The organism is Streptomyces sp. SP18BB07 (assembly GCF_036322545.1).
GTDB lineage: Bacteria > Actinomycetota > Actinomycetes > Streptomycetales > Streptomycetaceae > Streptomyces > Streptomyces deccanensis.
The window spans coordinates 37932-62321 of the sequence record NZ_JAQYWT010000350.1 but is presented as its reverse complement, the minus strand read 5'-3'; the positions used below and the strand labels follow the sequence as shown (position 1 = coordinate 62321).

Here is a 24390-nt window from a genome sequence, read left to right as displayed (position 1 = left end):
CAGGTACTCACGACATGTCGACCATCACCAAGGACGGCGTCTCCAGCCCCGCCCCGGCTCTGGCCTCCCCGGCCAAGCCGCGGCGGGGGCTGCGGGGCTCCCCCACCTTCAACTTCTGGCTCTTCACCGGGCCGTTCCTGATCGGCCTGGCGATCTTCGTCTATCTGCCGATCCTGTGGAGCCTCTACCTGTCGTTCTTCGAGGCCCGCTTCACGGTCACGCCGAGCGAATTCATCGGCCTCGACAACTACGTGACGATGCTGACCGACGAGGACTTCATCAGGTCCCTCGTCACCTTCTCGATCTTCGCCGTCTTCATCGTGCCGCTGACCTGGGGCACCTCGCTGGGTCTGGCGCTGATGGTGAACCGGCTGCGGTTCATGCGGGCGTTCTTCCGCTCGGTGTTCTTCCTGCCGACGGCGGTCAGCTACGTCGCCGCCTCGCTGGTGTGGAAGATGTCCATCTTCAACGGTGTCCGCTTCGGTCTCGCGAACACCTTCCTGGGCCTGTTCGGCGTCGACAACACCGCGTGGCTCGCCAGCCCCGACCCGCCGTGGTACTGGCTGGTCATCCTGACCGTGCGTCTGTGGCTGCAGGCCGGCTTCTACATGATCCTCTTCATCGCGGCCCTGCAGAACATCCCGCAGGAGATGTACGAGGCCGCCGCGATCGACGGCGCGAAGCCCGGCTGGCAGACCTTCTGGCACATCACCCTGCCGCAGCTGCGGGCGACCTCCACCGCCGTGATCCTGCTGCTGCTCGTGGCCGCCTACCAGGCGTTCGACGAGTTCTTCAACCTGCTGAACAAGACCACCTGGGGCCGACCGCCGCTGGTCGAGCTCTACTACAAGGCCCTCGGTGAGAGCCAGGACTACGGCGCGGGCAGCGCGGGCGCGCTGATCCTCACCGTACTGATCTGCCTCGTGACGCTGCTCCAGGGCAAGTTCATGGGCTTCGGAAGGGGTGAGGAGTCCAAGTGACCACCACCACGACACCTCCGGCGGACCGGGTGGACCCGGTCGACATATCGGCCAAGCCGCGCCGCGTCCGCTCCGGCAGCGTGATCGGCTCGACCGGGCTGTACCTCGCCACCGGCTTCGCCGCGCTCCTCTTCCTCATCCCCTTCTATCTGATCGTCCGCAACGCCTTCATGACGGACCCGGAGATCACGGGCGAGGAATGGAAGTGGTTCCCCACCGACATCCAGTGGGGCAACATCAGCGAGCCGTTCGACGACCCCTCGGTCGACTTCGCGCGCTCGCTGTGGAACTCGGCGGTCGTCGGCATCCTGCACACCGTGGGCACGCTGCTGGTCTGCTCGCTCGCCGGCTACGGCCTGGCCCGCATCCCCTACAAGCACGCCAACAAGGTCTTCTACGCGGTTCTCGGCACCCTGATGGTCCCGACCGCCGTGACCTTCGTACCCAGCTTCGTGCTCGTGTCGTCGCTCGGCTGGATCGACACCTACCGGGGTCTCATCATTCCGGGACTGTTCAGTGGTTTCACCTGCTTCCTGTTCCGGCAGTACTTCCTGGGGTTCCCCAAGGAGCTGGAGGAGGCGGCGCGGGTGGACGGGCTCGGTTACATGGGCGCGTACTGGCGGGTCGTCGTACCCAACTCGCTGAACTTCTTCGCCGCGATGGCGACGATCACGTTCATCAGCGGATGGAACTCCTTCCTGTGGCCCCTGGTCATCGGCCAGGACCCGAGCGCGTGGACCGTCCAGGTCGCGCTCTCCAACTACATGACCGGCCAGACCGTCAACTTCCACCTGATCTTCATGGCCACGGCCATCTCCATCCTGCCCCTGGTGTTCGTCTTCCTCTTCCTCCAGCGCTGGCTGGTGCAGGGCATCGCGCAGACTGGCATCAAGGGCTAGGGAACAAGCAAGGAGACCGATGTCTTTCCGCACCACCGGCACCACCGCCACGACCGGCGCCGCCACCCCGTCCGTCGGCTACGTCGAGGACGTGTCGCCGGGCCGCGGGGTCCTTCCGCCCCGCGCCTGGTACGCGTCCTCCGACGCCCGGACCCTGTCGCTGAACGGCGTCTGGAGCTTCCGGCTGTCGCCGACCGCCGACGCGGAGGACGACTCGTTCGCCGCCGAGGGGTACGACGCCGGGGGCTGGGGCCGGGTGGCCGTCCCGGGTCACTGGGTGATGCAGGGCCACGGGGCCTACGGGGCCCCGATCTACACCAACCACCTGTACCCGTTCCCGGTGGACCCGCCGAGGGTGCCGTCGGAGAACCCGACCGGTGACCATCTGCGGTACTTCGACCTGCCGGACGGGTGGTCCTCGGACGGTGGCGCCGTGCTCCGCTTCGACGGTGTGGAGTCGTGCGCCCGGGTGTGGCTGAACGGCACGGACATCGGTGAGTTCAAGGGCTCCCGGCTGCCGCACGAGTTCGCGGTCGGGCATCTGCTGAAGCCGGCGGGGAACGTCCTCGCCGTCCGGGTCCACCAGTGGTCCGCGGGCTCCTATCTGGAGGACCAGGACCAGTGGTGGCTGCCCGGTATCTTCCGGGACGTCACCCTGCTGCACCGCCCGGCGGGCAGCGCCGCCGACTTCTTCGTGCACGCCTCCTACGACCACGTGGGCGGCATCGGAACCCTGCGTGTCGACTCCGACGTCGACGGCCGGGTCCTGGTGCCCGCCCTCGACATCGATGTCGCGACCGGTGAGCCGGTGACCGTCCCGGTGGAGCCGTGGACCGCCGAGACGCCCCGGTTGTACGACGGTGAGCTGGTCACGGCGGGCGAGCGCGTCCCGCTGCGGATCGGTTTCCGTACGGTCGTCCTGGAGGACGGTCTGCTCAAGGTCAACGGGAAGGCGATCCTCTTCAAGGGCGTCAACCGGCACGAGTGGCACCCCGAGAAGGGCCGCTCCCTCGACCTGGAGACCATGCGCGAGGACGTGCTGCTGATGAAGCGGCACAACCTCAACGCCGTGCGCACCTCGCACTATCCGCCGCACCCCGCCTTCCTCGATCTCTGCGACGAGTACGGCCTCTGGGTGATCGACGAGTGCGACCTGGAGACCCATGGCTTCACCGAGCAGAACTGGCGGGACAACCCCGTCGACGACGACCGCTGGACGCCTGCCCTCCTGGACCGCGCGGCACGGATGGTCGAGCGCGACAAGAACCACCCCTCGGTGGTCATGTGGTCCCTCGGCAACGAGGCCGGCACCGGCCGGGGCCTGACCGCCATGGCCGAGTGGATCCACGGCCGCGACAGCTCGCGCCTGGTGCACTACGAGGGCGACTGGGACTGCCGGGACACCGACGTCTACTCCCGGATGTACGCCGACCACGCCGAGGTCGAGCGGATCGGCGAGCGCCTGGACGGCGGCACCCACAAACGGCGTCAACTGCCCTTCATCCAGTGCGAGTACGGGCACGCCATGGGCAACGGCCCCGGCGGGATCGCCGACTACCAGCGGATCTTCGAGGCGCACGAGCGCCTTCAGGGCGGATTCATCTGGGAGTGGATCGACCACGGCGTCAAGCACCCGACGCTGGGCTACGCCTACGGCGGCGACTTCGGCGAGGAGCTGCACGACGGCAACTTCGTCTGCGACGGCCTCGTCTTCCCGGACCGGACGCCGTCGCCCGGTCTGATCGAGTTCAAGAAGGTCATCGAGCCGGTCCGTATCGACGGCGACGGCTCGGCGGGGACGGTCCGGGTGCGCAACGCGTACGACTTCCAGGACCTGTCCTCGTTGGCCTTCGAGTGGGCGTACGAGGTGGACGGGAAGACGATCGAGGCCGGGGCCCTCTCCGTGCCCGCCCTGCGGCCCGGCGAGTCGGCCGAGGTGAAGCTGCCGCAGCCGCCGACCGGCGGACCGGCGGGCGAGGCGCTGTGGACCGTACGGGCGCTGCTGGCCGAGGACACTGCGTGGGGCAAGAAGGACCACCAGGTGGCGTGGGCCCAACTCCCTGCGGTGGAGCGGCCGTTGCCGACCGCGGGCGCCGGTGACGGCCCCACGGCGAGCGAGAGGCTGATCTATCTCGGCCCGGCCTCCTTCGACGTCCGCACGGGCGCGCTGAAGACCATCGGCGGCGTCGACGTGACCGGGCTGCGCCTGGACGTGTGGCGGGCGACCACCGACAACGACGAGGGCGCCTGGAACGGCAACACCTGCTACAGCAGGCTGTGGCGGGACCTCGGCCTGCATCGGGTCCAACACCGCCTGGACGGGGTGGAGTTGGGCGCTGACGCGCTGACCGTGCGGACGCGGGTGGCGCCTGCCGCCCGGGAGGTCGGTCTGCGCACGACCTACCGGTGGACCGCCGACGACACCCGGCTGAAGCTGACCGTGTCGGTCACCCCGGACGGACACTGGACCGTCCCGCTCCCGAGGCTGGGCATCCGCTTCGGCCTGTCGTCGGCGGACGCGGTGACCTGGTACGGCGGTGGCCCCGGCGAGGGCTACCCCGACACCAAGTCGGCCTCCATGGTGACCCGTCACCACTCCACGGTCGACGACCTGCAGACCCCGTACCTCCGCCCGCAGGAGAACGGCACCCGTCCCGACGTGCGGTGGGCGGAGCTGGGCGGACTGCGCATCGACGGCGACCCGGAGTTCTCGTTCACGGCCCGCCGCTGGACCACCGAACAGCTGGACGCCGCTGCCCACCTGACGGACCTTCAGGCGGGCGACACGGTCTGGGTCACCCTCGACCACGACCAGATGGGCATCGGCTCCCAGTCCTGCGGCCCGGGCCCCCTGCCCCAGTACCACCTGACGGCGAAGCCCACGGAGTTCTCGTTCGTGTTCTCGACGACGGGCTCGTAGCACGTCGGTGGACGTAAGTGCCGGGCACACACCCTCGTACCGGACGTACTCGGGTGTGTGCCCGGCGCGGTCAGTGGTCGGCGCAGCACGGTGTCGGTTCCGGGACCTCGAACGGGACGAGGGTGCCGCCGACGGCGGGCATGGTGGTGAGGACCAGTTCGCCGTCGTGCCAGTGCGGGCGTACGTGGTCCTGGGTCATCAAGGGGGTGTCCGGGGCGGGCCGGGCCGGTGAGCCGAGGACGTTCACCCGGGTGATCGCGGAGCGGTCGAGGACGTCCGCGATCGTCAGGGTGCCGGTCAGGGCCGTGACGCCGGGGTAGATGACGGCACGGCCCATGGCGTCCGGGGTGCCGGGCGCCACCTCGTGGGCACGGGCCGCCAGCCGCTCCTGGACGGTGCTCAGGAGCGGCCGGGACGGCACCGCGAGGGACAGGGCGACCCGTGGCCGGTCCCCCCGTATCAGGTGGGTGCAGCCGAACGTGCCCTCGGGGAGGTCGAGTTCGGCCGCCAGCGTGTGGAGCAGATGATCGGCGGCGCGCAGATCCCTGACCTCCGCGGCCACGGTGAGGGCATGCGTCGTCACGGTCACGAGGGCAGGACCCAGACCGGGTTGGAGTAGAACCACAGGTCGCGCCACGGGTCGGCGTCACCGACGACGTCGATCGCGGGGCCCGCCGGGTCGACGGCCGCGCCCAGCCCGCCGACGGCCGAGCGGTTGCCGTCGCTGCCCCGCAGCCGGACGTAGAGCGGGCGGTCGACCTTGCCGAGCTCGTAGGTGAGCCGGACCGTGCCGGTGGACTTGTTCACCTCGTACGACTTCACGACCTTGGCGGTCGGCGCGGTGAAGGTGTCCTTGTCGGCGGGTGTGCCGGTCACATCGCCCCGGATGACGTCCACGCGGGCCAACTTGGGGACGAATCCCGCCCAGTTGGGGCCGCCGGCCAGGGCCACATCCACGGTCAGGGTGACCTTGGTGCCCTTCTTGACGTGCAGGGCGCCGCCGAGGGTGGCCCAGCGACTGCCGCCGGAGACCCGGACGTCGAGGCCGCTGAGGAGCTGCCCGTGGTCGACCCAGATCCGGCCGGCGCGGATGCCGTCCATGACGGCGGCGTAGGAGAAGCCGTCGGCGCCGACGTGCGTACGGCTGTACTGGCCGGGCCAGTAGTCGCCCTGGGTGATGTCGATCTTTCCGCCGTAGACGGGGTCGGTGTGCTTGCCGTTGGCGGTGAAGTCGCTGTCCGGGCCGCCCCGTACGGCGGTGTCCGCGTACACCTGGTGGGAGTCCGAGTTGGCGGTGATCCACCAGGGCTTGCCCTCGGCGAGGAGGCTGTCCCAGAGGCCGCCGACCGTGGCGGTCATCCAGTCGAAGCCGCCCCAGGTGCGGTAGCTCTCCAGGGGGTAGCCCGCGAAGGAGTTGGCGCTGGGGTTGTTGTCGTAGATGCCCCGGGCCCGGGCCATGCCGAGCGGTGCGGGGAGGCCGGCCGCCTGGTGGCCGGGGGCGCCCTCGAAACCGACGGCTATCTGACGGCCGGTGCCGGTCGCGTCGCGCCAGCCGCGGATCTCGTGCGGGGAGTCGACGCCGCGCCGTGCCGGGTGGTTGGCGAGCATCAGGGCGTCCTTGACCTTGCGGCGGCGGACCTGGTCGCCGAGGAAGGCCAGACCGGCGACCGCGAGGGCCTCGTTGGCGGGCGTGGAGTCGGAGGCGCCCTTCACGCTGCCGTCGTAGTCCGTCTCGAACTGCTTGAGGACGGAGACCTCGTTGCGGCCCGGGTGGACGAAGACCGTGCCGTGCTCGGCGCCCGGGATGTTCCATTCCAGGCCCTGGAAGACGAGCGTGTCCTCGTGCGCGGCACGGGCCGACTTGATGTCCGGGTTGACCTTCTCCACACCGATCCTGGCGTGTGTCGCGCTGCCGTGGTCGGTGATGACCAGCCAGTCCATGCCGTGCTTGGCCCCCTGGCGGACCTGGTCGACGACCCGGTACTTGCCGTCGCTGCTGTACTGCGTGTGGATGTGGTGGTCACCGGCCAGCCACAGGAAACCGCCGCTGCGCCGCCCGCCGGAGGACGCGTACGCCGGGGCGGTCGCCGCCGCCTGACCCAGGACGCTCGCGGCGGTCAGACCCGCGCCCAGCAGGCCCGCGCGGCGCAGCAGGGAGCGGCGCGACCGCTGCTCGGGGCTCAGCTCCTCGTCGGGCACGGCGGCGTCGAAGGCCGCGGGGAGCGGGGCCGCCGCGTCTCCGTGGTCATGACCGTGGTCGTGGTCGTGGTCGTGATGGTGATGGTGATGACCGTGCGCGTGCCCGTGCCCGTGCCCCATGTGAAACGCCTCCCGGATGCCGCTGCCTTCGGCGGCTGCCTTCGCGACGCGACCACGCCGCCTGTGGAGGATCGAGGCGGCACATGAACGTCGAACGATCAAGGCATGGCCACCGGGTGCCATGGATACGGCGGATCGCCACGTCCCTCACTGTTTCCCCAACTGACCTTGCACGTCACACTGGTTGGCGTTGAACCTGAGCACCGCTCATCTACCCCCCCCCGCCCCCCGGAGAGCCCCATGAGTCCCACGAGCCCGACGCGTCCCATGAGACGACTGCTCGGCGCCCTCGCCGCCGGTGCGCTGGCCGTCACCGGCCTCGCCACCACCGGTGCCACGCCCGCCGCGGCCGCCACGAGCGGCACGTTCAACGTGCTGACGTACAACGTCGCCGGCCTCCCGGAGGGGCTGAGCTCCGGGAGCCCGGAGAAGAACACGCCGCTGATATCGCCGCGCCTCGGGGCGTACGACATCGTGAACGTGCAGGAGGACTTCAACTACCACGCGGCGCTGTACGCGGGTGACAACCACCCCTACCGCACCGCCACGAGTGGCGGAGTGCCCTTCGGTGACGGCCTCAACACGCTGTCGGACTACGCGTTCGAGGACTTCCAGCGGGTGAAGTGGAACAACTGCACCGGCACCAACTGCCTCACTCCGAAGGGCTTCTCGCTGGCCCGCGTGCGGCTCGACGAGGGCGTCTACGTCGACCTCTACAACGTGCACACCAACGCCGACTCCGACGACGCGGCCCTCGCCGCCCGCCGGGCCAACGTCACCCAGCTCTCGCAGTTCATCCAGGCGAACTCGGCGGGCAACGCGGTGATCGTCATGGGGGACACCAACACCCGCTACACGCGCACCGGCGACAACATCCGCTCGCTCGTGTCCGACAACGGGCTCACGGACCCCTGGGTGCAGCTGATCAAGGGCGGTGTCGCCCCGGCCCTGGGCGCCGACGCGCTGGTCTGCCCGACGACCGCGCCGACCAACGACTGCGAGGTCGTCGACAAGGTCTTCTTCCGCGACAGCAACGTGGTGAACCTGACCGCCACCCGCTACCACAACGACTGGGCCAAGTTCCTCGACTCCGCGGGCGCCAACCTCTCCGACCACTTCCCGCACACGGTCGACTTCTCCTGGACCCTCAACTCCCGCCTCCGGGCCAGCGACTTCCTCGGCGGCCCGCACGGCACGGCGTTCACCGACGCCGACAACCTGCCCTCGACGGTCTCGCCCCGCACCCTGACCCTGCGCGGCAGCTCCCGCCTCGACGCGGTCTCGCTCACGCACGACGGCGGTACGACGCTGGCCCACGGCGGCACCGGCGGCACGGCGACCTCGCTCACCCTGGCCTCCGGCGAGCACCTCACCTCCGTGAAGCTGACGCAGGGTCAGAAGGACGGCCGTACCCGGATCTTCTCCGCCGCCTTCGGCACGGACAAGGGCCGCACCCTCGCCTCCGGTACGGCCACCTCGGACACGAAGACCTTCACGGCGCCCTCCGGCTGGCAGATCGTGGGCTTCACCGGCCGCTCGGGCGACGAGATCGACAAACTGGGCGTCCTGTACGCGCCGATCGGCTGACCTGCGCTCCAGCGGTCGTACGGCCTCCGTGCCCTTGATCACCGGGCGGTAGCCTTGGCGTTCTGGGTCCCCGAGGTGAAGAGGTGGTCTCCATGGCCCGTGCCGGGCTCACCGTCGACCGGGTCGTGGAGGCCGCGGCCGATCTCGCGGACGAGATCGGGTTCGAGAAGGTCACCCTGTCCGCGCTGGCGCGGCACTTCGGGGTGAAGGACGCGAGTCTGTACTCCCACGTCAGGAACCTCCAGGACCTGCGGACGCGGGTCGCGCTGCTGGCGGGCGGCGAGATGATCGACCAGATCGCCGAGGCCGTGGCCGGGCGCGCGGGCAAGGACGCGCTGGCCGCCTTCGCCGGGGCCTACCGGGAGTACGCCCTCGATCACCCCGGCCGGTACGCGGCCACGCAGCTCCCCGTCGACCAGGACCTCGTCACCGCCTCCCCCGCCTTCCGGCGCACCGCCGAGATCACCTACGGCATGCTCCGCGCCTACGGCCTCGACGAACCCGACCTCACCGACGCCGTACGCCTGCTGCGCAGCACCTTCCACGGCTACTGCGCCCTGGAGGCCGGCGGCGGCTTCGGCGCGGCACGGGACGTGGACCGGTCGTGGGCCAGGGCCGTCGAGGCACTGCACGTCGCACTGACGCACTGGCCCGGGGAGAGCCCGGAGGGGGCGTAGTCCCAGGCTCGGTCGGCCATGACGCACCTCTCCTTCTGTCGGACCTGGGCCGCCCGTTCGACGCTAGAGCGTCACGACCGGTTCGCCGTCGAGGAAGGTCCGCTGTCACCTGGGTCCGGCAGGGCCAGGCAGGGCTGCCGACGGCGGCGTACCGTCGATGAGGTGGAGACGACCATCGGTGAGTTCCTGCGGACCCGGCGCGAGCGCATCACGCCCGAACAGGCGGGGCTGCCGCCCAGCCTCACACGGCGGCGGGTGCCGGGGCTGCGACGCGAGGAGGTCGCCCTGCTCGCCGGTGTCAGCCCGGACTACTACCAGCGCCTGGAGCAGGGGCGTACCGCGCAGGTCTCCGACCAGGTCCTCGACGCCGTCGCACAGGCGCTCGCCCTCTCCGACGTGGAGACCGAGCACCTGCGCAACCTGGCCCGCCCGCGACGAGCCGACGCCGGGGCGAGAACCACGCGACGGGCATCGCGAACGGTGCCCGACGAGCCGCTGGTCCGGCTGCTCGACGCCATGGGGGACGCGCCCGCCATGCTGCTCGGCGCCCGCCTCGACATCGTGGCGGCCAACGCCGCGGCCGAGGCCGTGTTCGACGTGAGCGGCATGTCGCAGCCCCGCAACGCGGCACGACAGCTGTTCCTGCACCCCGAGGCCCGAGCCCGGTACGCGAACTGGGAGGCGATGGCCGCGGAGACGGTCGCCCAGCTGCGGCTGCTGACCGGGCGCCGGCCCGACGACGCCGAGCTGGCAGCGCTGGTCGGTGAGCTGGCCATCCGCAGCGAACCGTTTCGGCAGCTGTGGGCGACCGGCGACGTACGGGAGAAGCGGCTGGGCGTCACCCGCGTCGTGCACCCGGTCGTCGGCACGCTCGAGTTCGACTACCACATGCTGACCGTGCCCGCCCGCCCCGACCGCTCACTGATCACCTACCTGCCACAGCCCGGCTCACCCACCGCCGAGGCCCTCAAGATGCTGCTGAGCTGGGTCGCCGACCGACCCGCCCCGGCCGGCCAGGAAGTTCCCGCCACGGCATCGGAGTCCGACGGGGAGTCCCGCTGACCCTTGAGGTCTCAAGCATTTCGCTCTCGAACGGCAACCTCATGTCCCTCGGCGGCGACCTCAGGGCATGACACCTGCAACACCCTCCCCCTCCGCCCCGCCCAGACACCGTCGCCGCCGCCTCGCGCGCAAGCCCGTCATCGGGTCGCTCGTGGCCGCGTCCGTGCTGGCGGGGGCCTGGTACGCGACCGCCGGGGCCGCGCCCTCGGCGGCCGGTGATCTCACCGTCACGAACACGACCGTGAGCCTGTCGGCGAAGTTCCCCTACCTCTCGGCGGGCTACAACAACAGCCGGGAGTGGACGCGGACGGCGACGGCGGTCGCGCCGAACGGCACCCTGCGGGTCGCCTGGCCCGCCTCGGACGGCATCCATGTCACGCCGCTGACGGCGGCCGGCAAGCGCTCCGGTGCCGACACGGTCGTCAAGGGGACGAAGGAGGTCGGGGGGCTCGTCGCGCACAACGACGGGTTCGCGCTGCTGACCCGGGTGGCCGACACCAACAAGTGGAAGGAGACGGCAGCCGCGCTCGTCCGCTACAAGAACGGCAAGCAGGCCTGGCGGACCAAGCTCACCGGTGCGTCCTCCGACGACACGGCCCCGCTGCTCGACGGCCAGCTCGCCTGGAACGGCAAGAAGTACGGCGCCTACTTCGTCGTGCACGGCGCGGGCGGCTTCGCCGACGGCCACTTCGGCGACAAGCTCGCCTACGTCGGCTCCACCGGCAAGAAGCTGAGCGGCGGCTGGGGTTGGGGCTGCTCCCACAACGAGGGCATAGCCCTGCGCGCCGAGACCAGCGGGAACTTCACCTCCCTCTGCTTCGACGACTGGCGGTCGGGGCTCTTCGTCTCCACCGGCATAGGCGCGCCCGACAACGCGCCCGTCGTCCAGCGCGAGCAGTGCTGGGCCGGTTACTGCGGCGGCACCTTCGCGGGCCGCACCGGCGACCTCGTGAAGTCCTCCAGCGGCCGGTACGCCACCGCGTTCGCCTCGCGCGGCGCGGCCTCCGCCAAGAAGAACCCGGACGACGCGAGCGGGCGGGGCTGGACGGTCAAGCCGAGGACGAGCACGCACCAGGTCGCCCTCGCTTTCCTCAAGAACCGGAACACCCCCTCGGGCAAGCCGGTCTACCTGACCTCCGCCAAGGGCACCGAGCACGTCAACGTGCGTGTCGCCCCGTACGGCAAGGACCGGCTCCTCGTCTCCTACGAGACGCTGAAGAACGCCAAGTGCGCGAGCGGCACCTGCACCGGCACCTTCACGGGCACCCACTTCCGGCTCGTGGACTGGAACGGCAAGCTCCAGGGCGCCGACAAGGTCGTGAAGGCCCGGATCTCCGGCGACATCGCGGTCCTCAAGGACGGGACGCTGACCTGGGCGTACGCGCCCGTCACCCCGTCCTACACGACCGCCCTCACCGGGGCGTCACCGACCACGAAGACGCTGAGGATCGCCCGTCTGACGCCGTAGCCCCGCGGTCGAACCGGAACGCCGCCCGCTCCCCGTCGGCCCAGGTCACGACCACGTCGTGCGCCCCCTCCACCACCACGGACACCAGTCCCGTGAGCGGCAGGGGGTCGGGGTCGGCGGTGAGACGGGCGAGCGCGACGAAGAGAGTGGCGTCCCCGGCCGTCGTGCCGTCGCATCCGGGGCCGTCCGTCTCCGACAGGCCGTGCGCGGGCGCGAGTTCGGCCCGTACGCCCTCCGCCGCCGCCCACCCCGTGATCCGCACGGGGGTGCCGGGCGCCGCGCCGCTCACCAGGTGGGCGCGGACCTCGACCGCGCCCCGGGCCACGACGAGGCTGGTGACCCGCACACCACTGTCGCCGACCGCGTGGCGGGACGCGGCCCACCCCTCCCCCACACCCAGCGGCTCGATGTCGACGCGGCTCGCGTCGCCGTCGACGATCACGCTGTTGTCGTACGTCCCGGTCGGCTCCGCCAGGGGCACGGGCTCCGTCACGGTGGAGTACGCGAGCCGGGTGTAGAAGGGGTCGTAGCGCACGTCCTCGCTGCCGTGGTTGTGCAGGCGGACCAGACCGTCCGAACGGGTGGACTGCAGGAGCCAGTTGGGCGGGCCGACGGGGCGCAGCTCGTCCTCGCGCTCCACCGGTCCCGGCTCCTCCGTCGCCGTCCACACCTCGTGGTCGGGCGGCAGGAGCAGGCCGAGGAAGCCCTTGCTGGCCCAGTACGGGGAGGCCGGCCCCGAATAGCCCTGCAGGACGGCGGAGTTCGGGCCGTGCCAGCCCAGCGACAGCAGGCCCCGGTCGTCGACGGCGCCCCGGTCGAGGAAGTACTTGAGCGCGCCCGAGGCCAGCCGCCGCGTCTGCCCCGGCGACAGCGGTGTACGGCCGGTGAGGGCGCCCAGCCAGAGCGGGACGGTCGTTGCGAAGCGGTAGGTGAGGGAGCGGCCCTGGTGGAGGGGGGCGCCGTCGCCGCCGAACAGGCGGGCGTAGTCGCCGAGATGGGTCGCCAGGCGGTCACCGTAACGGGCGAGGAGGCGGTCGTCCTGGGCGAGCCAGGCGTGCAGCACCGGGTAGAGGTGCATGGCCCAGCCGTTGTAGTAGTCGAACTTGCGGCCGTCACCGTCGGTGTACCAGCCGTCGCCGAGGTACCACTGCTCGATCCGGTCGAGGCGCTGCTCGACGACGCGGCGGGACAGCTCCGGTTCGTGCCCGATCTCTTCGAGGAAGCCGCCGACGGTCACCGGGAACAGCTCCCAGTTGCAGGGCCAGGGTTCGGCGGTGAGCGCGTCGCCGAGCCAGGCCGCTGCGCGCTGGCGGACGCCGTCGTCGAGGCGGTCCCAGAGTTCCTTCCTTGTCACGCGCAGCGCGAAGGCGATCGACGCGGCCTCGACGAGGGGCTGGCTACGGTCCTCGATGCGCGGCCAGACGCCCGCTACGCCGGCGGCGAGGCCGTCCGCGTAGCGGGCCAGCGCGGTGCCGTCCCGGCGGAAGGCGGCGAGGAGGAGGGTGCGGGCGTAGCCCTCCAGGCCGTCGGAGAGCCGGCCGGACCAGCTGGGGCGGTCGCCGGGCAGATGGTAGAGGGCCCCGTCGGCCGTCGCGTACGGCTCCACGGCGGCCAGCAACGTGTCGGCCGCGGCCTCCCAGTGGGCGCGGGTGTAGCCGGTGTACGGGCTGAGGGTGTGGTCGGCGTGGGGCTGGGAGTGCATGGCGCTGCGCTTTCTGACCGGGGTGAGTTTCTGGGGCGGCTGGGGTGTGTTGTCGGGTGCGGGTCGGTGGGGCTTCTCGCGCAGTTCCCCGCGCCCCTAAAAGATCGGGCCCTGCGGGGTGGAAGGACAGGGGTTGGTGGGCGGTGGGGAAAAGCATGGGGCGGAGCCCCTGCTTTTCAGGGGCGCGGGGAACTGCGCGAGAAGCCTCACCGGAGCCGCACCCGACACGCACCCCCCCCGCCCCGCGAAAACCTGGGGCGCCCCGGTTCCGGTCGGGGCGCCCCAGGCGTTCTACTCCGCTCTCGTCCGCCCCTCGGGCACCAGCCCCTGGGCGACGAGGGCGTCACGGACGAGGTCGGCGTAGACCGTCGCTCCGTGCACGGACGTGTGGGTGTTGTCCCGCTTCTCGTTGTAGAGGTACAGCGCCTTCGAACCCTCCGTGCCCAACGACTCCACCAGCGCCTTCGTCCCGGCGGTGAGGTCGATCAGCGGCACACCCCCCGCCGCCGCGACCTCACGGGTGACCGCCGGATGGTCGACACCCAGGCCGTTCACCAGCAGCGCCGTGCCGTTGTTCAGCGTGCCGTCGGCGTTGAACCAGCGGCGGACGATCGGGGTGACCAGCACAGGCCTGCCGCCCTTCTCCCGGACGCCCGCGACCAGCGTTTCCAGGTTGGCCCGGTACGTGGCCCCGTCGGTCTGCTTGTCGTTGTGGGCCAGCTGGATCAGCACCAGGTCACCCCGCCGGATCTGCGGCTGGACGGTGGCCCACAGCCGGGAGTCGGCCAGGTAGGACACCGTGCTCTCGCCGGAGTCGGCGTAGTTGGCGACCGAGACGCCCTTCCGCAGGTACTGCGGCAGCTGCTGGCCCCAGCCGGAGTAGGGATCGCCGGGCTGGTCGCAGACCGTGGAGTCGCCGACGAGGAAGATCTGCCGGGCCCGCTTCGCGGGGGTCACCCGGATGTCGGCCAGCGCGGGCGCCGAACCGCCGACGACCAGGTCGAGACCGGGCGTGCCGGCGGGGCCGGTGGGCTCGCCCTCGGGGGTGCGGACGTTCACGGTGAAGCTGCGGAAGACGGTGTCCCCGGCCTCAGTGGCCGTTTCGGCGAGCAGCGTGCGGCGCGCCTCGCCGGTGATCTTCGTGCTCGCCGGGTCCGCACCGCCGAGGCGGACCGTCACGTCGTACGTGCCGGCCGGGACGTCGAAGTGGCAGGCGTTCGCGGCGCAGTTCTCCAGGCCCAGGCCGGGGCGGCCCCGGTGCGCCTCGGCCGGTGCGGCCGCGAGGACCGTGCCCAGGGTCGCGGCCGCCGTCAGCGCGGCGACGGTGAAACGTCTCATTGCGGCTCCTCCGAGGGATGACATGACCCGGCGGCTGGACGGTACATCGTTTGGCAAGCGCTTTCTAGATGTCGGTGCACTTTCACAAGATTGTCAACTTCCCCATCGCGAAAGCCCTTTCGCGAAAACGATTCAACTGTCACCCTTCCGAATCACCCGCACTCCCCCCACGCACCTCCGAGGAGGCACCCCCGTGTCCGGATCCCTCGACCGCACGACGCCCGACCGCACGACACCGGGCCGTACAACGCTCGGCCGACGCGGCTTCGTCGTCGGTACCGCCGCCACCGCCGCCGGCGCAGCGCTCGCCGGTCCGCTGGCCGGCACCGCCCGCGCCGCGACGTTCGGCTACACCGACGACGGCACCAACTACGTGATCGACACCGGCGCGAACCTCGTGTTCAAGGTCAGGAAGAGCAACGGCGACCTGTCGTCGCTGGTCTACCGGGGCGTGGAGTACCAGGGCTACGGCGGCATGAACTCGCACATCGAGTCCGGCCTCGGCACCTCCACCGTCACCATCAGCCAGTCCGGCTCGACGATCCTCGTCTCCGTCACCTACGGCACGCTGAGGCACTACTACGCGGCCCGCAGCGGCGAGAACAACGTCTACCTGTGGACCAACAAGGCCGACACCTCGGTCTCCGCGACCCGCTTCATCCTGCGGGTGAAGGCGGGCCTGTTCCTCAACGACGAGCCCGACTCCTACACCTACGCGCCCACCACCATCGAGGCCTCGGACGTGTTCAGGAAGTCCGACGGCCAGACCCGCTCGAAGCACTTCTCCAGACTCCGCGTCATGGACTACAACTACGTCGGCTGGACGAGCGGGAGCGTCGGCCTGTGGGTGGTCCGCAGCAACCACGAGAAGGCCTCCGGCGGCCCCTTCTACCGCTCCCTGCTGCGCCACCAGAGCGCGGACGGCGGTGGCCTCTACGAGATCCTGTACTACGGCCAGAACCAGACCGAGGAGCAGCGGTTCGGCCTCCAGGGCCCGTACGTCATCGCGTTCACGGACGGCGGGGCGCCCTCGTCGTCGCTGTTCCCGGGCACCCTGACCACCTCGTGGGCGGACTCGCTCGGCCTGTCCGGATACGTCTCCGCGGGCGGCCGGGGCCGGGTGGCGGGCGTCGGCATCACGGGGCGGAACACGGCGTACGCGTACACGGTGGGGATCGCCAACTCTGCGGCGCAGTACTGGGGTTCGGCACGGGCATCGGACGGCTGGTTCTCGATCGGCGGGGTGCTCCCGGGGACGTACACCCTCACGGTCTTCAAGGGTGAGCTGGCGGTGTACACCACCTCGGTGACCGTCACGGCGGGCGGGACGACGACGCTGAACTCGATCGCGATCCCGTCCACCAACGACCCGTCGAACGCGTCCGCGATCTGGCGGATCAACGACTGGAACGGCACACCGAGCGGGTTCAAGAACGCCGACCTGATGACGTACGCGCATCCGTCGGACACGCGGGCCGCCGCCTGGACCGGCAACGTGGTGATCGGCAGCGGGAGCGAGACCTCGGCCTTCCCCTGCTACCTCTGGAAGGACGTGAACAGCGGTCTCCTCGTCTACTTCCGGCTGACCGCCGCGCAGGCCGCCGCCGCCCACACCCTGCGCATCGGGGTGACGACGGCCTACGCCAACGGCCGGCCGCAGGTCGTCGTGAACGACACCTGGACCTCGGCCATCCCCTCGCCGCCCACCCAGCCGAACACGCGGTCCCTGACCAACGGGTCCTACCGGGGCAACAACCACACGTTCACCTACAGCGTCCCGGCGTCCGCCTGGCTGACGGACACGAGTCAGTACAACGTGCTGAAGATCAACGTGGTGAGCGGTTCGGGGACGACCTCCTACCTCAGTGCGGGCACGGCGATCGACGCGATCGACCTGCTGAGCTGATCTACCGTCATGTCCCGCGCGTCCACTGCTGGTTGGTGCCGCTGTTGCACGTGTACGTGATGATCGCGGCACCGTCGGCGGTGGACGCGCCGTTGACGTCCAGGCATTCGCCGCTCGCGCGGGACTTGACGTTCACGTAGGAGCCGGTGGTGGTGAGCGAGAACTGCTGGGCGGTGTTGGAGGAGTTGCAGTTCTCCTGGGTGACCGTGTTGGCGTTCTCCTGGACGCACAGGGAGCTGTGCCGGGTCATCAGCTGGTAGTAGCCGCCGCCGACGGACTTGAACCAGTACTTCTGGTTGTTGCCGCTGTTGCAGGTGTACTGCTTGATCTGGGCGCCCGCCCACTGCGACTGGCTGGTGACGTCGGCGCACTTGGAGGAGTGGCGGGCGATCAGCGTGTTGTACGTGACGCCGGCGCCGCTGATCGTGCCCGTGGCGGTGTCGATCGTGACCTCGGGGGTCCAGGACATGGACATCGTGGTCGAGGTCGGGAAGGTCAGCGGCAGCCAGACGTAGCGGGAGTCGTTGACCGTGCCGCCGAGGGAGTTGCCCCAGCGGTCGCCCATGTAGAGGTAGGAGGTGGTCGACGTGCCCTGCACCGGCAGGACGTACGCGGTCTGCGAGCCGAAGGTCGTGGAGTCGCCGACGTTGGCCATGGCGGTCCAGGGGCCCGCGATGTTGGTGGCGGTGGCGTACTGCTGCTGGTTGGGGTTCCAGCCCGTGGCGCCCGAGGTCAGCATGAAGTAGACGTTGCCCCGCTTGAACAGGGCCGGGGCCTCGCGGTGGCCGCCGTGCCAGGGGTCGGCGACGAGGGCGGCGATGCCGGTGTAGTCGGCGGTGAGCCGGTAGATCTGGAGGTCGTAGTTCTCTCGGGCGGCCGAGATCATGTAGCCGGTGCCGTCGCTGTCCACGAACGTGGTGATGTCACGGGACATGTGCTGGCCCAGCGGGCGGAAGCTGCCCCGCCAGGTGTAGTTCCCGTCGACGGTGTCGGAGACGGCGACGGCGGCGCGGGCCTCGCTGTAGTCGACGCCGTTCTCCTTGTGCATCCACATCACGAACTTGCCGGTGGCCGCGTTGTAGATGACCTTCGGGCGCTCGATGTTGGCGGTCGCCAGTTCCGGGTCGGTGGCCTCGGTCAGGACGTGGTTGCGGAACTCCCAGTTCTTCAGGTCCGTGGAGCGGTAGGCCGAGACGTACCGGAAGGTGTTGTCGGCGTTGCGGTTCTCGCCGAACCAGTAGTAGTAGGTGCCGACCTTGAGGACGCCGCCGCCGTGGGCGTGCAGGGGGTTGCCGCCGCTGTCGGTGAACTGGGTGCCGTTGGTGATGGTCTGCGGCGCCGCCTCGGCGGGGCCGGCCGTGACGAGGGCGCCTGCCAGCGCCAGACAGAGCGCGAGGAGCATCGCGTACGCACGTCTCATCTCAGCTCTCCTTACCGAGTGTGCGGGGTGGGTGAGTCGGCCACGGGAACGCCGAAGTCGGGGGTGCCGTCGGGCTTCCAGCCGAGGCGCTGGATCCGCGTGTGCCGGTTGGGGTCGTTGAGCGGGTCTCCGACGATGTCCTTGTACTGGCGGGCGTGGTAGACGAGGACGTCGGTGCGGCCGTCCTCGGCGACGGTGAAGCTGTTGTGGCCCGGCCCGTACTGCTTGGTGGTGTCGTTGCTGGTGAAGACCGGCGTCGGGGACTTCGACCAGTTGCCGGGGTCCATGAGGTCGGCGTCCGCGTCGATCGTCAGCAGACCCATGCAGTAGTTGAAGTCGGTCGCGCTCGCCGAGTACGTCATGAAGAGGCGGCCGTTGCGCTTGATGACCGACGGGCCCTCGTTCACCTTGAAGCCGATGACCTCCCAGTCCAACTCAGGCGTTGTGAGCCGCACTTGAGGACCCGTCAGGGTCAGCGGGTCGGCCATCCTCGACAGCCAGACCGCGGTGTTGTTGTTCATCCCGGGCTCGTGCTGTGCCCACGCGAGATAGCGGGAGCCCCGGTGGGTGAAGGTGGTGGCGTCCAGGGAGAACGTCTCCCAGGCCGTCTTCAGCTGGCCGCGCTCGACCCAGGTGCCCTTGAACGGGTCGCGGTGGGAGTTCTCCAGGACCCAGATACGGATCGCCCAGATGTCCTCGGCGGGCGCGGAGGCGAAGTAGATGTACCACTTGCCGTCGATGCGGTGGATCTCGGGCGCCCAGATGTGCGCGCCCATCACGCCCGTGGCGTGCTTGCGCCAGATCACGGACTCGGCGGCCGTCGACAGGCCGCGCAGCGTGCGGGACCTACGCAGGATGATCCGGTCGTACTCGGGCGCGGTGGCCGTGAAGTAGTAGAAGCCGTCGGTGTGCCGGTTGATGTGCGGGTCGGCGCGGTTGCGGACCAGCGGGTTGACGTACGGCGGCCGGGAACCGGCCGCGTGGGCGACGGTCGCGGGGATCGCCGTGAGGGCGCCGGCGGCCAGGGCTCCCTTCAGGAGCAGACGGCGGTTCGGGGGTTCGGGGACGATGTGGTCGCGGTCCATGTGACTGTGGCTTCCTCTCGGAGGGGGGAACAAAAGGAAACAGAAATGTTCGACATATCGCACAAGATCTTTCATTCCGAACGCCGAAAAGGTAAGGGCGTGTTACGAGGAGGTCAACGGGTCGCGCGAGATGAACACAGGCTCACAGGAACGGAACCGGGGTCCGAGGCCCCGGTCCGAGGTCCGGATCCGAGGCCCGCGGGAGATTTCTGTTATCGCGGCGGCGCCCGGACCGTCCCCCATGACGTGCGCACCCATATCCACAAGACAGCGTCGGCCGCCGGAGCCCTGGCGGTCACCGCCCTGATGCTCGGCGCCCCGACCGCGACCGCCGCCGGCCCGCGCGACGCGACCGCCGACGTCCTGGCCGGGCGGAACGTCACACTCGCCGGGGACACGGTGGTGACCGTGCCGCCCGGCACGACCACGTACGACGGTGTGTTCAGCGGCACCGGCACGCTCACCGTGCGGGGCACCGGGACGCTGGTCCTCACCAGGGACAGCGACTTCACGCTGCCGAAGTCCCGGCAACGGCAGAGCGTGCGGATCCTCGGCGGGAACCACCCGTACGTCACCGTCACCCGCCCGGACCCGCCCGCCGTGACCGTCGCGAAGGGCGCGACCCTGCAGTACGGGAACAGCGGCTCGACCGGGGTGATCGGCCACTACCCGTACGACACCCCGGCGTTCCGGCTCAACCAGAACAACATCCGCGTCGACGGCACCCTGCGGCTCGCCCTGAAGGACGTCGCGTACAACCTGGGCACCATCAGCGGCTCCGGCCTGGTCACCCAGCCGAGGTTCCTCTGGGCCACCTGGGACCTGTCGGGCACCCACCCCTTCACCGGGGTCATCGACAACGGCACCCAGGTGAACGCGGGACGACCGGAGTTCGCGACCGCGCTGCCGAACGCGCGCAAGGTCCTCAACCAGGGCACCTGGACCGTGGACACCCCGCTCGGACAGACCGTCACCCAGGGCATGGACTTCTACCAGCGCGAGTACGGCAGCGACATCAACGTCCAGTCGCGGCCCGGCAGCAAGGTGATCCTCACCGGGCAGTACAGCTGGTCGGACCGGGGCGGCGACACCGACCCCTCGCTCAGCGACCCCGCCCTGAACTGGACGCCCGCGCGCAAGAACGTCAACAAGCGCGGCACCAACATCAAGGGCGCGAACGTCCAGTGGGGCGACGGGACGACGAACAAGATCTTCATGCCGGGCACGGCCGAGACGGTCTACATCAACCTGCTGGCGGCCCGGTCCCGTTCCCTGCTCACGTTCGACTACAACGGGCCCGTCACCCTGGGCGCCCCCATCGGCGGCGGCCGCTTCCACGACACGCTCTCCGCGCCCGGCGCCGGGGACATCGTCATCGCGGGGACCAAGGGCAACGACGTCACCTTCGCCGCCGTGCAGTACTACAACGGCTCGACGACGGTCGAGAAGGGCGCGGTGCTGCGGCTGGGCAGCGGCAGGGCCGGGGGCGACGGCGGCCTCTACACCAAGGGCGACCTGTCCAAGGTGGTCAACAACGGTTCGCTGATCGTGCGCAACGTCGCGAAGCCGGTGACGTTGTCGCGGATCGGCGGCAGCGGCTCGCTCACCCAGTCGGGCAAGGCCACCACGACCCTGACGGGCACGGCGGTGACCTACACGGGGGCGACCAACGTCACCCGGGGCACCCTGGCACTCCGTTCGGGAGCGACGCTCTCCCACAGCAGGACCGTCCGGCTCACCACCCCCGGCGCGACGCTCGACGTGGGCGGCTCCGGGCTGAAGGTGACCAGGTCGCTGTCCGGCAGGGGCACGGTGAAGGGGGCGGTGACCAACGCGGGTGTGGTCGTCGCCGGCCTCACCGTGACCGGCGGCTACACCCAGACCGCCAAGGGGCAACTGGTGCTGCGGGAGCGGCCGTTGAAGGTGAGCGGGGCGGTGCGGCTGGCCGGTGGGCTGGACTTCGCGGCCCTGTCCGACGTCGGCGGGCCCGGCGAGACGATCACCGTGATCGACCACCGCGGCAAGGGCGCCACCACCGGGACGTTCACCGGGCTGCGGGAGGGCGCGAAGGTGAAGCTGGCCGACACCACGTACCGGATCGGCTACAAGGGCGGCGACGGCAACGACGTCGTCCTCACCCAGACGAAGGGGAACCCGGCGCCGTCCGTGAAGGCCGCCGACGCCGGCGCCGGCCCCGACGCGCAGGACCCCCGTACGCAGAACGCGAGCGCCTCGGCCGACGGCCGCTTCGGCTGGTGGCCGTACGCACTCGCCGTCGGCTGCCTCTCCGGGCTGCTGGTGCCGGTCACCAGGCGCCGCAGGAACAACCGGCGCGGGGGCGGGCGGCACGCGGCCACGGGCTGAGCGCGAGGTACCGCGCCCACCGGGGCGCACCAGGGGTCGGGCGGTCACCGCACGGGGGTCGGTGGCCGCCCGACTCCGTCCGCCGGGCCTCTCGCCCCCTCGTCGGCTGCCTTCGGCGGAACGGCAGGCCGAACCTAGGCGGTGGCCTCCGCCTCGTCCTCGGCCCCCTCCTGCCGCCCCCGCAGCCAGACGTACACCGGGATGCCCGCGAAGAGGAACAGGGCGCCCTGGTAGACGGCCGCGTAGCCGGCGCCGGCGATCAGCCAGAAGGAGAAGGCGAAGGAGAGGGCGGCGACGATCAGGTCGCGGGCCAGACCGGCGGGGCGGACCCGCTCCCGGGTGCCGCGGGCCAGCCAGTACAACTGGGCGGCGGCGGACAGCAGGTAGGGGACGCAGCCGGTGAACGTGGTGATGAGAACGAGGACACGGAACGCGGTGTCCGGGTCGTCCGCGTAGTTGACGACGATGAGCAGCGTGCCGAGGACGGCGGTGGCGAGGACACCGAAGCCGGGGACGCCGCCCTTGCCGATCCGGGCGAACGGCTTCGGGAAGAGCCCGTCGCGGGCGGCGGCGTACGGCATCTGGGCGCTGAGCAGGACCCAGCCGTTGAGACAGCCCACGATCGAGGCGACGGCGACCAGCGCGATCACCGTGCCGCCCCAGCTGCCGCCGGCCATCGAGTTCACGGCGTCGGCGAAGGGCGCCCCGGACTCGACGAGTTCCTCGTGCGGGACGAGGCCGAACACGGCGATCGTGCCGAGGATGTAGACGACGGCGGAGGCGACGGTGCCGAGGACGCTGGCGCGGCCGACGTTGCGCTCGGGGTCCTTGACCTCGCCCGCGCTGACGGCGGCCGACTCCACGCCCAGGAAGCTGTAGAGCAGGAGCGCGGCCGCGGCGGCGACCGCACCCGGGGCGCTCTCACCGGAGGCGTTGAACGGGCCGAAGTTGTCGGTGTCGACGAAGAACAGGCCGACGGTCGCGACCAGCAGCAGCGGCACGAACTTCAGCACGGTGGAGACGATCTGCACGGCGCCCACGTAGCGGGTGCCCGCGAAGTTCGCGGCGGCGGGCAGCCACAGGGCGGCCAGCGCCACCAGCGCCAGGACGACCTTGCTGTCGCCGAGGGGTATCAGCACGTCGACGTAGCCGACGACACCGACGGCGAGCGCGGCGATGCTGACCCAGCACATCGTCCAGTACGACCAGGCCGACAGGAAGCCCGCGAAGGGCCCGAAGGCGTCGCGGGGGTAGACGTAGAGGCCGCCGGTGACCGGGCTGCGCCGGGCCAGTTTCCCGAAGAGCAGGGCCAGCAGGACGGCGGCCACGGAGAGGATGACGAACGCGAGCAGGCTGACGGTGCCGTAGGGGGCGACGGCGGCGGGGAGGGTGAAGATGCCGCCGCCGATGATGTTGCCCATGACGAGGGCGGTGGCGGCGGCGAGCCCGAACTTGCGGCCCGAGGCGGTCGCGCCGGCGGGTGAGGTCGGTTCGGGCTCGGTGGTCTCGGGGGTGCTGGTCGTGGTCATCGCGGTTCCCGGGGGATGGGGCGGGGTGGGGACGGGGAGGGCGTGATCGTACCGCCGCGGTCCACATGGTGGTCAATCTGTTCATGTACTGGACACACTCGGGTGTGGCTCCGCACCTGGACTACCGTCGTCGGCATGACCAGCAACGCACCCGGCAGCTTCCCCCACGTCCCCGGTCCTCGCGTCGGCCCCTTCGCCGCGGCCCTCGCCGCCGATGTCCTCGTCCTCGACGGCGGTATGTCCAACCAGTTGGAGTCGGCCGGGCACGACCTGAGCGACGAGCTGTGGTCGGCGCGGCTGCTCGCGGAGCGGCCGGAGGCGATCGCCGAGGCCCATCTCGCCTATTTCGAGGCGGGCGCGAGCGTGGCGATCACCTCCAGCTACCAGGCCACCTTCGAGGGCTTCGCGAAGCGCGGCATCGGGCGCGAGCGGGCGGCCGAACTCATGTCGCTGAGCGTCGAGTTGGCCGTGGACGCGGCGGTCGAGGCCACCGCGCGGGGCATCACGCGCCCGCTGCTGACGGCCGCCTCGGTCGGCCCGTACGGGGCGATGCTGGCGGACGGCTCCGAGTACCGGGGCCGGTACGGGCTGAGCGGGGCCGAGTTGGAGCGGTTCCACCGGCCCCGGCTGGAGGTCCTGGCCGCCACCCACCCCGACGTCCTCGCGCTGGAGACGATCCCCGACACCGATGAGGCGGAGGCGCTGCTGCGGGCGCTCCGCGGTCTGGACGTGCCCGCCTGGCTGTCGTACACGATCGCCGGTGACCGCACTCGTGCCGGGCAGCCGCTGGAGGAGGCCTTCGCGCTCGCCGCGGACGTCGAGGAGATCGTGGCCGTGGGCGTGAACTGCTGCTCGCCCGACGACGTGGACGGCGCGATCGAGACGGCCGCGCGGGTCACCGGCAAGCCCGTCGTGGTGTACCCCAACAGCGGGGAGACCTGGGACGCGTCGGCACGGGCATGGACCGGGCGGTCGACGTTCACCACCGAGCAGGTGGAGGGGTGGCGGGCGGCCGGGGCCCGACTGATCGGCGGGTGCTGCCGGGTGGGCCCCAAGGCGATCTCGGCCATCGCGAAGTCCCTGGCCTGACGGACCCGGGGCGTCCGCCGTTCACCCGCTGCTAGCCTCCCTCCG

At 70.7% G+C, this 24390-nt stretch carries 17 protein-coding genes; 10 read left to right on the top strand and 7 right to left on the bottom strand.

Annotation, left to right across the window (positions count from 1 at the left end; translation table 11 throughout):
* Positions 1 to 14: 14 nt before the first annotated feature.
* The 3 genes from PUR53_RS35310 to PUR53_RS35300 are packed head-to-tail and all read left to right on the top strand — an operon-like array spanning position 15 to position 4799.
* Positions 15 to 980, top strand: a complete 966-nt coding sequence (locus tag PUR53_RS35310; protein ID WP_329895895.1) for a carbohydrate ABC transporter permease — start codon at positions 15 to 17, stop codon at positions 978 to 980.
* A complete protein-coding gene (locus PUR53_RS35305) occupies positions 977 to 1879 on the top strand; it encodes a carbohydrate ABC transporter permease (RefSeq protein WP_329895894.1) in 903 nt (300 codons plus the stop codon). The genes PUR53_RS35310 and PUR53_RS35305 overlap by 4 nt, the downstream gene beginning before the upstream one ends.
* Positions 1880 to 1898: 19 nt before the next feature.
* A complete protein-coding gene (locus PUR53_RS35300; protein WP_329910920.1) occupies positions 1899 to 4799 on the top strand; it encodes a glycoside hydrolase family 2 TIM barrel-domain containing protein in 2901 nt (966 codons plus the stop codon).
* Positions 4800 to 4869: 70 nt separating this feature from the next.
* Here PUR53_RS35300 and PUR53_RS35295 read toward each other — a convergent pair whose 3' ends face one another.
* Positions 4870 to 5382 (bottom strand): hypothetical protein, encoded by a 513-nt coding sequence (locus tag PUR53_RS35295; protein ID WP_329895892.1) that lies wholly within the window; start codon positions 5380 to 5382, stop codon positions 4870 to 4872.
* A gap of 2 nt (positions 5383 to 5384) precedes the next feature.
* Positions 5385 to 7118 (bottom strand): PHP domain-containing protein, encoded by a 1734-nt coding sequence (locus PUR53_RS35290; RefSeq protein WP_329910919.1) that lies wholly within the window; start codon positions 7116 to 7118, stop codon positions 5385 to 5387.
* Positions 7119 to 7385: 267 nt separating this feature from the next.
* Between PUR53_RS35290 and PUR53_RS35285 the strand changes: the two genes are divergently transcribed.
* From PUR53_RS35285 to PUR53_RS35270, 4 genes are all read left to right on the top strand, one after another.
* On the top strand, positions 7386 to 8705 hold the full coding sequence (locus PUR53_RS35285; RefSeq protein WP_329895950.1) for a jacalin-like lectin: 1320 nt from the start codon (positions 7386 to 7388) through the stop codon (positions 8703 to 8705).
* Between the two features lie 92 nt (positions 8706 to 8797).
* The gene (locus PUR53_RS35280; RefSeq protein WP_329895890.1) at positions 8798 to 9382 is read left to right on the top strand and encodes a TetR/AcrR family transcriptional regulator; all 585 of its coding nucleotides are present in this window, start codon (positions 8798 to 8800) and stop codon (positions 9380 to 9382) included.
* 162 nt (positions 9383 to 9544) lie between these two features.
* On the top strand, positions 9545 to 10444 hold the full coding sequence (locus PUR53_RS35275) for a helix-turn-helix transcriptional regulator (protein ID WP_329910918.1): 900 nt from the start codon (positions 9545 to 9547) through the stop codon (positions 10442 to 10444).
* Between the two features lie 67 nt (positions 10445 to 10511).
* On the top strand, positions 10512 to 11912 hold the full coding sequence (locus PUR53_RS35270) for a hypothetical protein (protein WP_329910917.1): 1401 nt from the start codon (positions 10512 to 10514) through the stop codon (positions 11910 to 11912).
* On the opposite strand, the gene PUR53_RS35265 is transcribed toward PUR53_RS35270, so the two are convergent.
* Complete coding sequence (locus tag PUR53_RS35265) at positions 11857 to 13614, bottom strand: DUF2264 domain-containing protein (protein WP_329910915.1); 1758 nt, start codon at positions 13612 to 13614, stop codon at positions 11857 to 11859. The genes PUR53_RS35270 and PUR53_RS35265 overlap by 56 nt on opposite strands.
* A gap of 291 nt (positions 13615 to 13905) precedes the next feature.
* Positions 13906 to 14952, bottom strand: coding sequence for a rhamnogalacturonan acetylesterase (locus PUR53_RS35260; protein WP_329910913.1), 1047 nt, complete (start codon positions 14950 to 14952; stop codon positions 13906 to 13908).
* A 193-nt stretch (positions 14953 to 15145) separates the two neighbouring features.
* Between PUR53_RS35260 and PUR53_RS35255 the strand changes: the two genes are divergently transcribed.
* The gene (locus tag PUR53_RS35255; RefSeq protein ID WP_329910911.1) at positions 15146 to 16858 is read left to right on the top strand and encodes a rhamnogalacturonan lyase B N-terminal domain-containing protein; all 1713 of its coding nucleotides are present in this window, start codon (positions 15146 to 15148) and stop codon (positions 16856 to 16858) included.
* A 7-nt stretch (positions 16859 to 16865) separates the two neighbouring features.
* On the opposite strand, the gene PUR53_RS35250 is transcribed toward PUR53_RS35255, so the two are convergent.
* Entirely contained in the window at positions 16866 to 18278 is a 1413-nt protein-coding gene (locus PUR53_RS35250; protein ID WP_329910909.1) for an RICIN domain-containing protein, read from the bottom strand.
* An 11-nt stretch (positions 18279 to 18289) separates the two neighbouring features.
* On the bottom strand, positions 18290 to 19363 hold the full coding sequence (locus tag PUR53_RS35245) for a glycoside hydrolase family 43 protein (RefSeq protein ID WP_329895883.1): 1074 nt from the start codon (positions 19361 to 19363) through the stop codon (positions 18290 to 18292).
* Between the two features lie 306 nt (positions 19364 to 19669).
* On the opposite strand from PUR53_RS35245, the gene PUR53_RS35240 reads away from it, so the two are divergent.
* On the top strand, positions 19670 to 21727 hold the full coding sequence (locus tag PUR53_RS35240; RefSeq protein ID WP_443080402.1) for an autotransporter: 2058 nt from the start codon (positions 19670 to 19672) through the stop codon (positions 21725 to 21727).
* 134 nt (positions 21728 to 21861) lie between these two features.
* Here PUR53_RS35240 and PUR53_RS35235 read toward each other — a convergent pair whose 3' ends face one another.
* Positions 21862 to 23256, bottom strand: coding sequence for an amino acid permease (locus tag PUR53_RS35235; protein WP_329910907.1), 1395 nt, complete (start codon positions 23254 to 23256; stop codon positions 21862 to 21864).
* A gap of 135 nt (positions 23257 to 23391) precedes the next feature.
* Here PUR53_RS35235 and mmuM point away from each other — a divergent pair, with 135 nt between their 5' ends.
* Positions 23392 to 24345 carry a homocysteine S-methyltransferase gene (mmuM, locus tag PUR53_RS35230; RefSeq protein WP_329910906.1) on the top strand — a complete coding sequence of 318 codons (954 nt, stop codon included), beginning with the start codon at positions 23392 to 23394 and terminating at the stop codon, positions 24343 to 24345.
* The last annotated feature ends 45 nt before the right edge of the window (positions 24346 to 24390 follow it).

Excerpts from the sequence above, each read along its gene's own strand:
- PUR53_RS35310 (WP_329895895.1), top strand. The coding sequence starts at position 15 with ATGTCGACCATCACCAAGGACGGCGTCTCCAGCCCCGCCCCGGCTCTG.
- PUR53_RS35300 (WP_329910920.1), top strand. The coding sequence starts at position 1,899 with ATGTCTTTCCGCACCACCGGCACCACCGCCACGACCGGCGCCGCCACC.
- PUR53_RS35290 (WP_329910919.1), bottom strand. The coding sequence starts at position 7,118 with ATGGGGCACGGGCACGGGCACGCGCACGGTCATCACCATCACCATCAC.
- PUR53_RS35285 (WP_329895950.1), top strand. The coding sequence starts at position 7,386 with ATGAGACGACTGCTCGGCGCCCTCGCCGCCGGTGCGCTGGCCGTCACC.
- PUR53_RS35280 (WP_329895890.1), top strand. The coding sequence starts at position 8,798 with ATGGCCCGTGCCGGGCTCACCGTCGACCGGGTCGTGGAGGCCGCGGCC.
- PUR53_RS35270 (WP_329910917.1), top strand. The coding sequence starts at position 10,512 with ATGACACCTGCAACACCCTCCCCCTCCGCCCCGCCCAGACACCGTCGC.
- PUR53_RS35265 (WP_329910915.1), bottom strand. The coding sequence starts at position 13,614 with ATGCACTCCCAGCCCCACGCCGACCACACCCTCAGCCCGTACACCGGC.
- PUR53_RS35260 (WP_329910913.1), bottom strand. The coding sequence starts at position 14,952 with ATGAGACGTTTCACCGTCGCCGCGCTGACGGCGGCCGCGACCCTGGGC.
- PUR53_RS35250 (WP_329910909.1), bottom strand. The coding sequence starts at position 18,278 with ATGAGACGTGCGTACGCGATGCTCCTCGCGCTCTGTCTGGCGCTGGCA.
- PUR53_RS35245 (WP_329895883.1), bottom strand. The coding sequence starts at position 19,363 with ATGGACCGCGACCACATCGTCCCCGAACCCCCGAACCGCCGTCTGCTC.
- PUR53_RS35240 (WP_443080402.1), top strand. The coding sequence starts at position 19,670 with ATGCTCGGCGCCCCGACCGCGACCGCCGCCGGCCCGCGCGACGCGACC.
- PUR53_RS35235 (WP_329910907.1), bottom strand. The coding sequence starts at position 23,256 with ATGACCACGACCAGCACCCCCGAGACCACCGAGCCCGAACCGACCTCA.
- mmuM (WP_329910906.1), top strand. The coding sequence starts at position 23,392 with ATGACCAGCAACGCACCCGGCAGCTTCCCCCACGTCCCCGGTCCTCGC.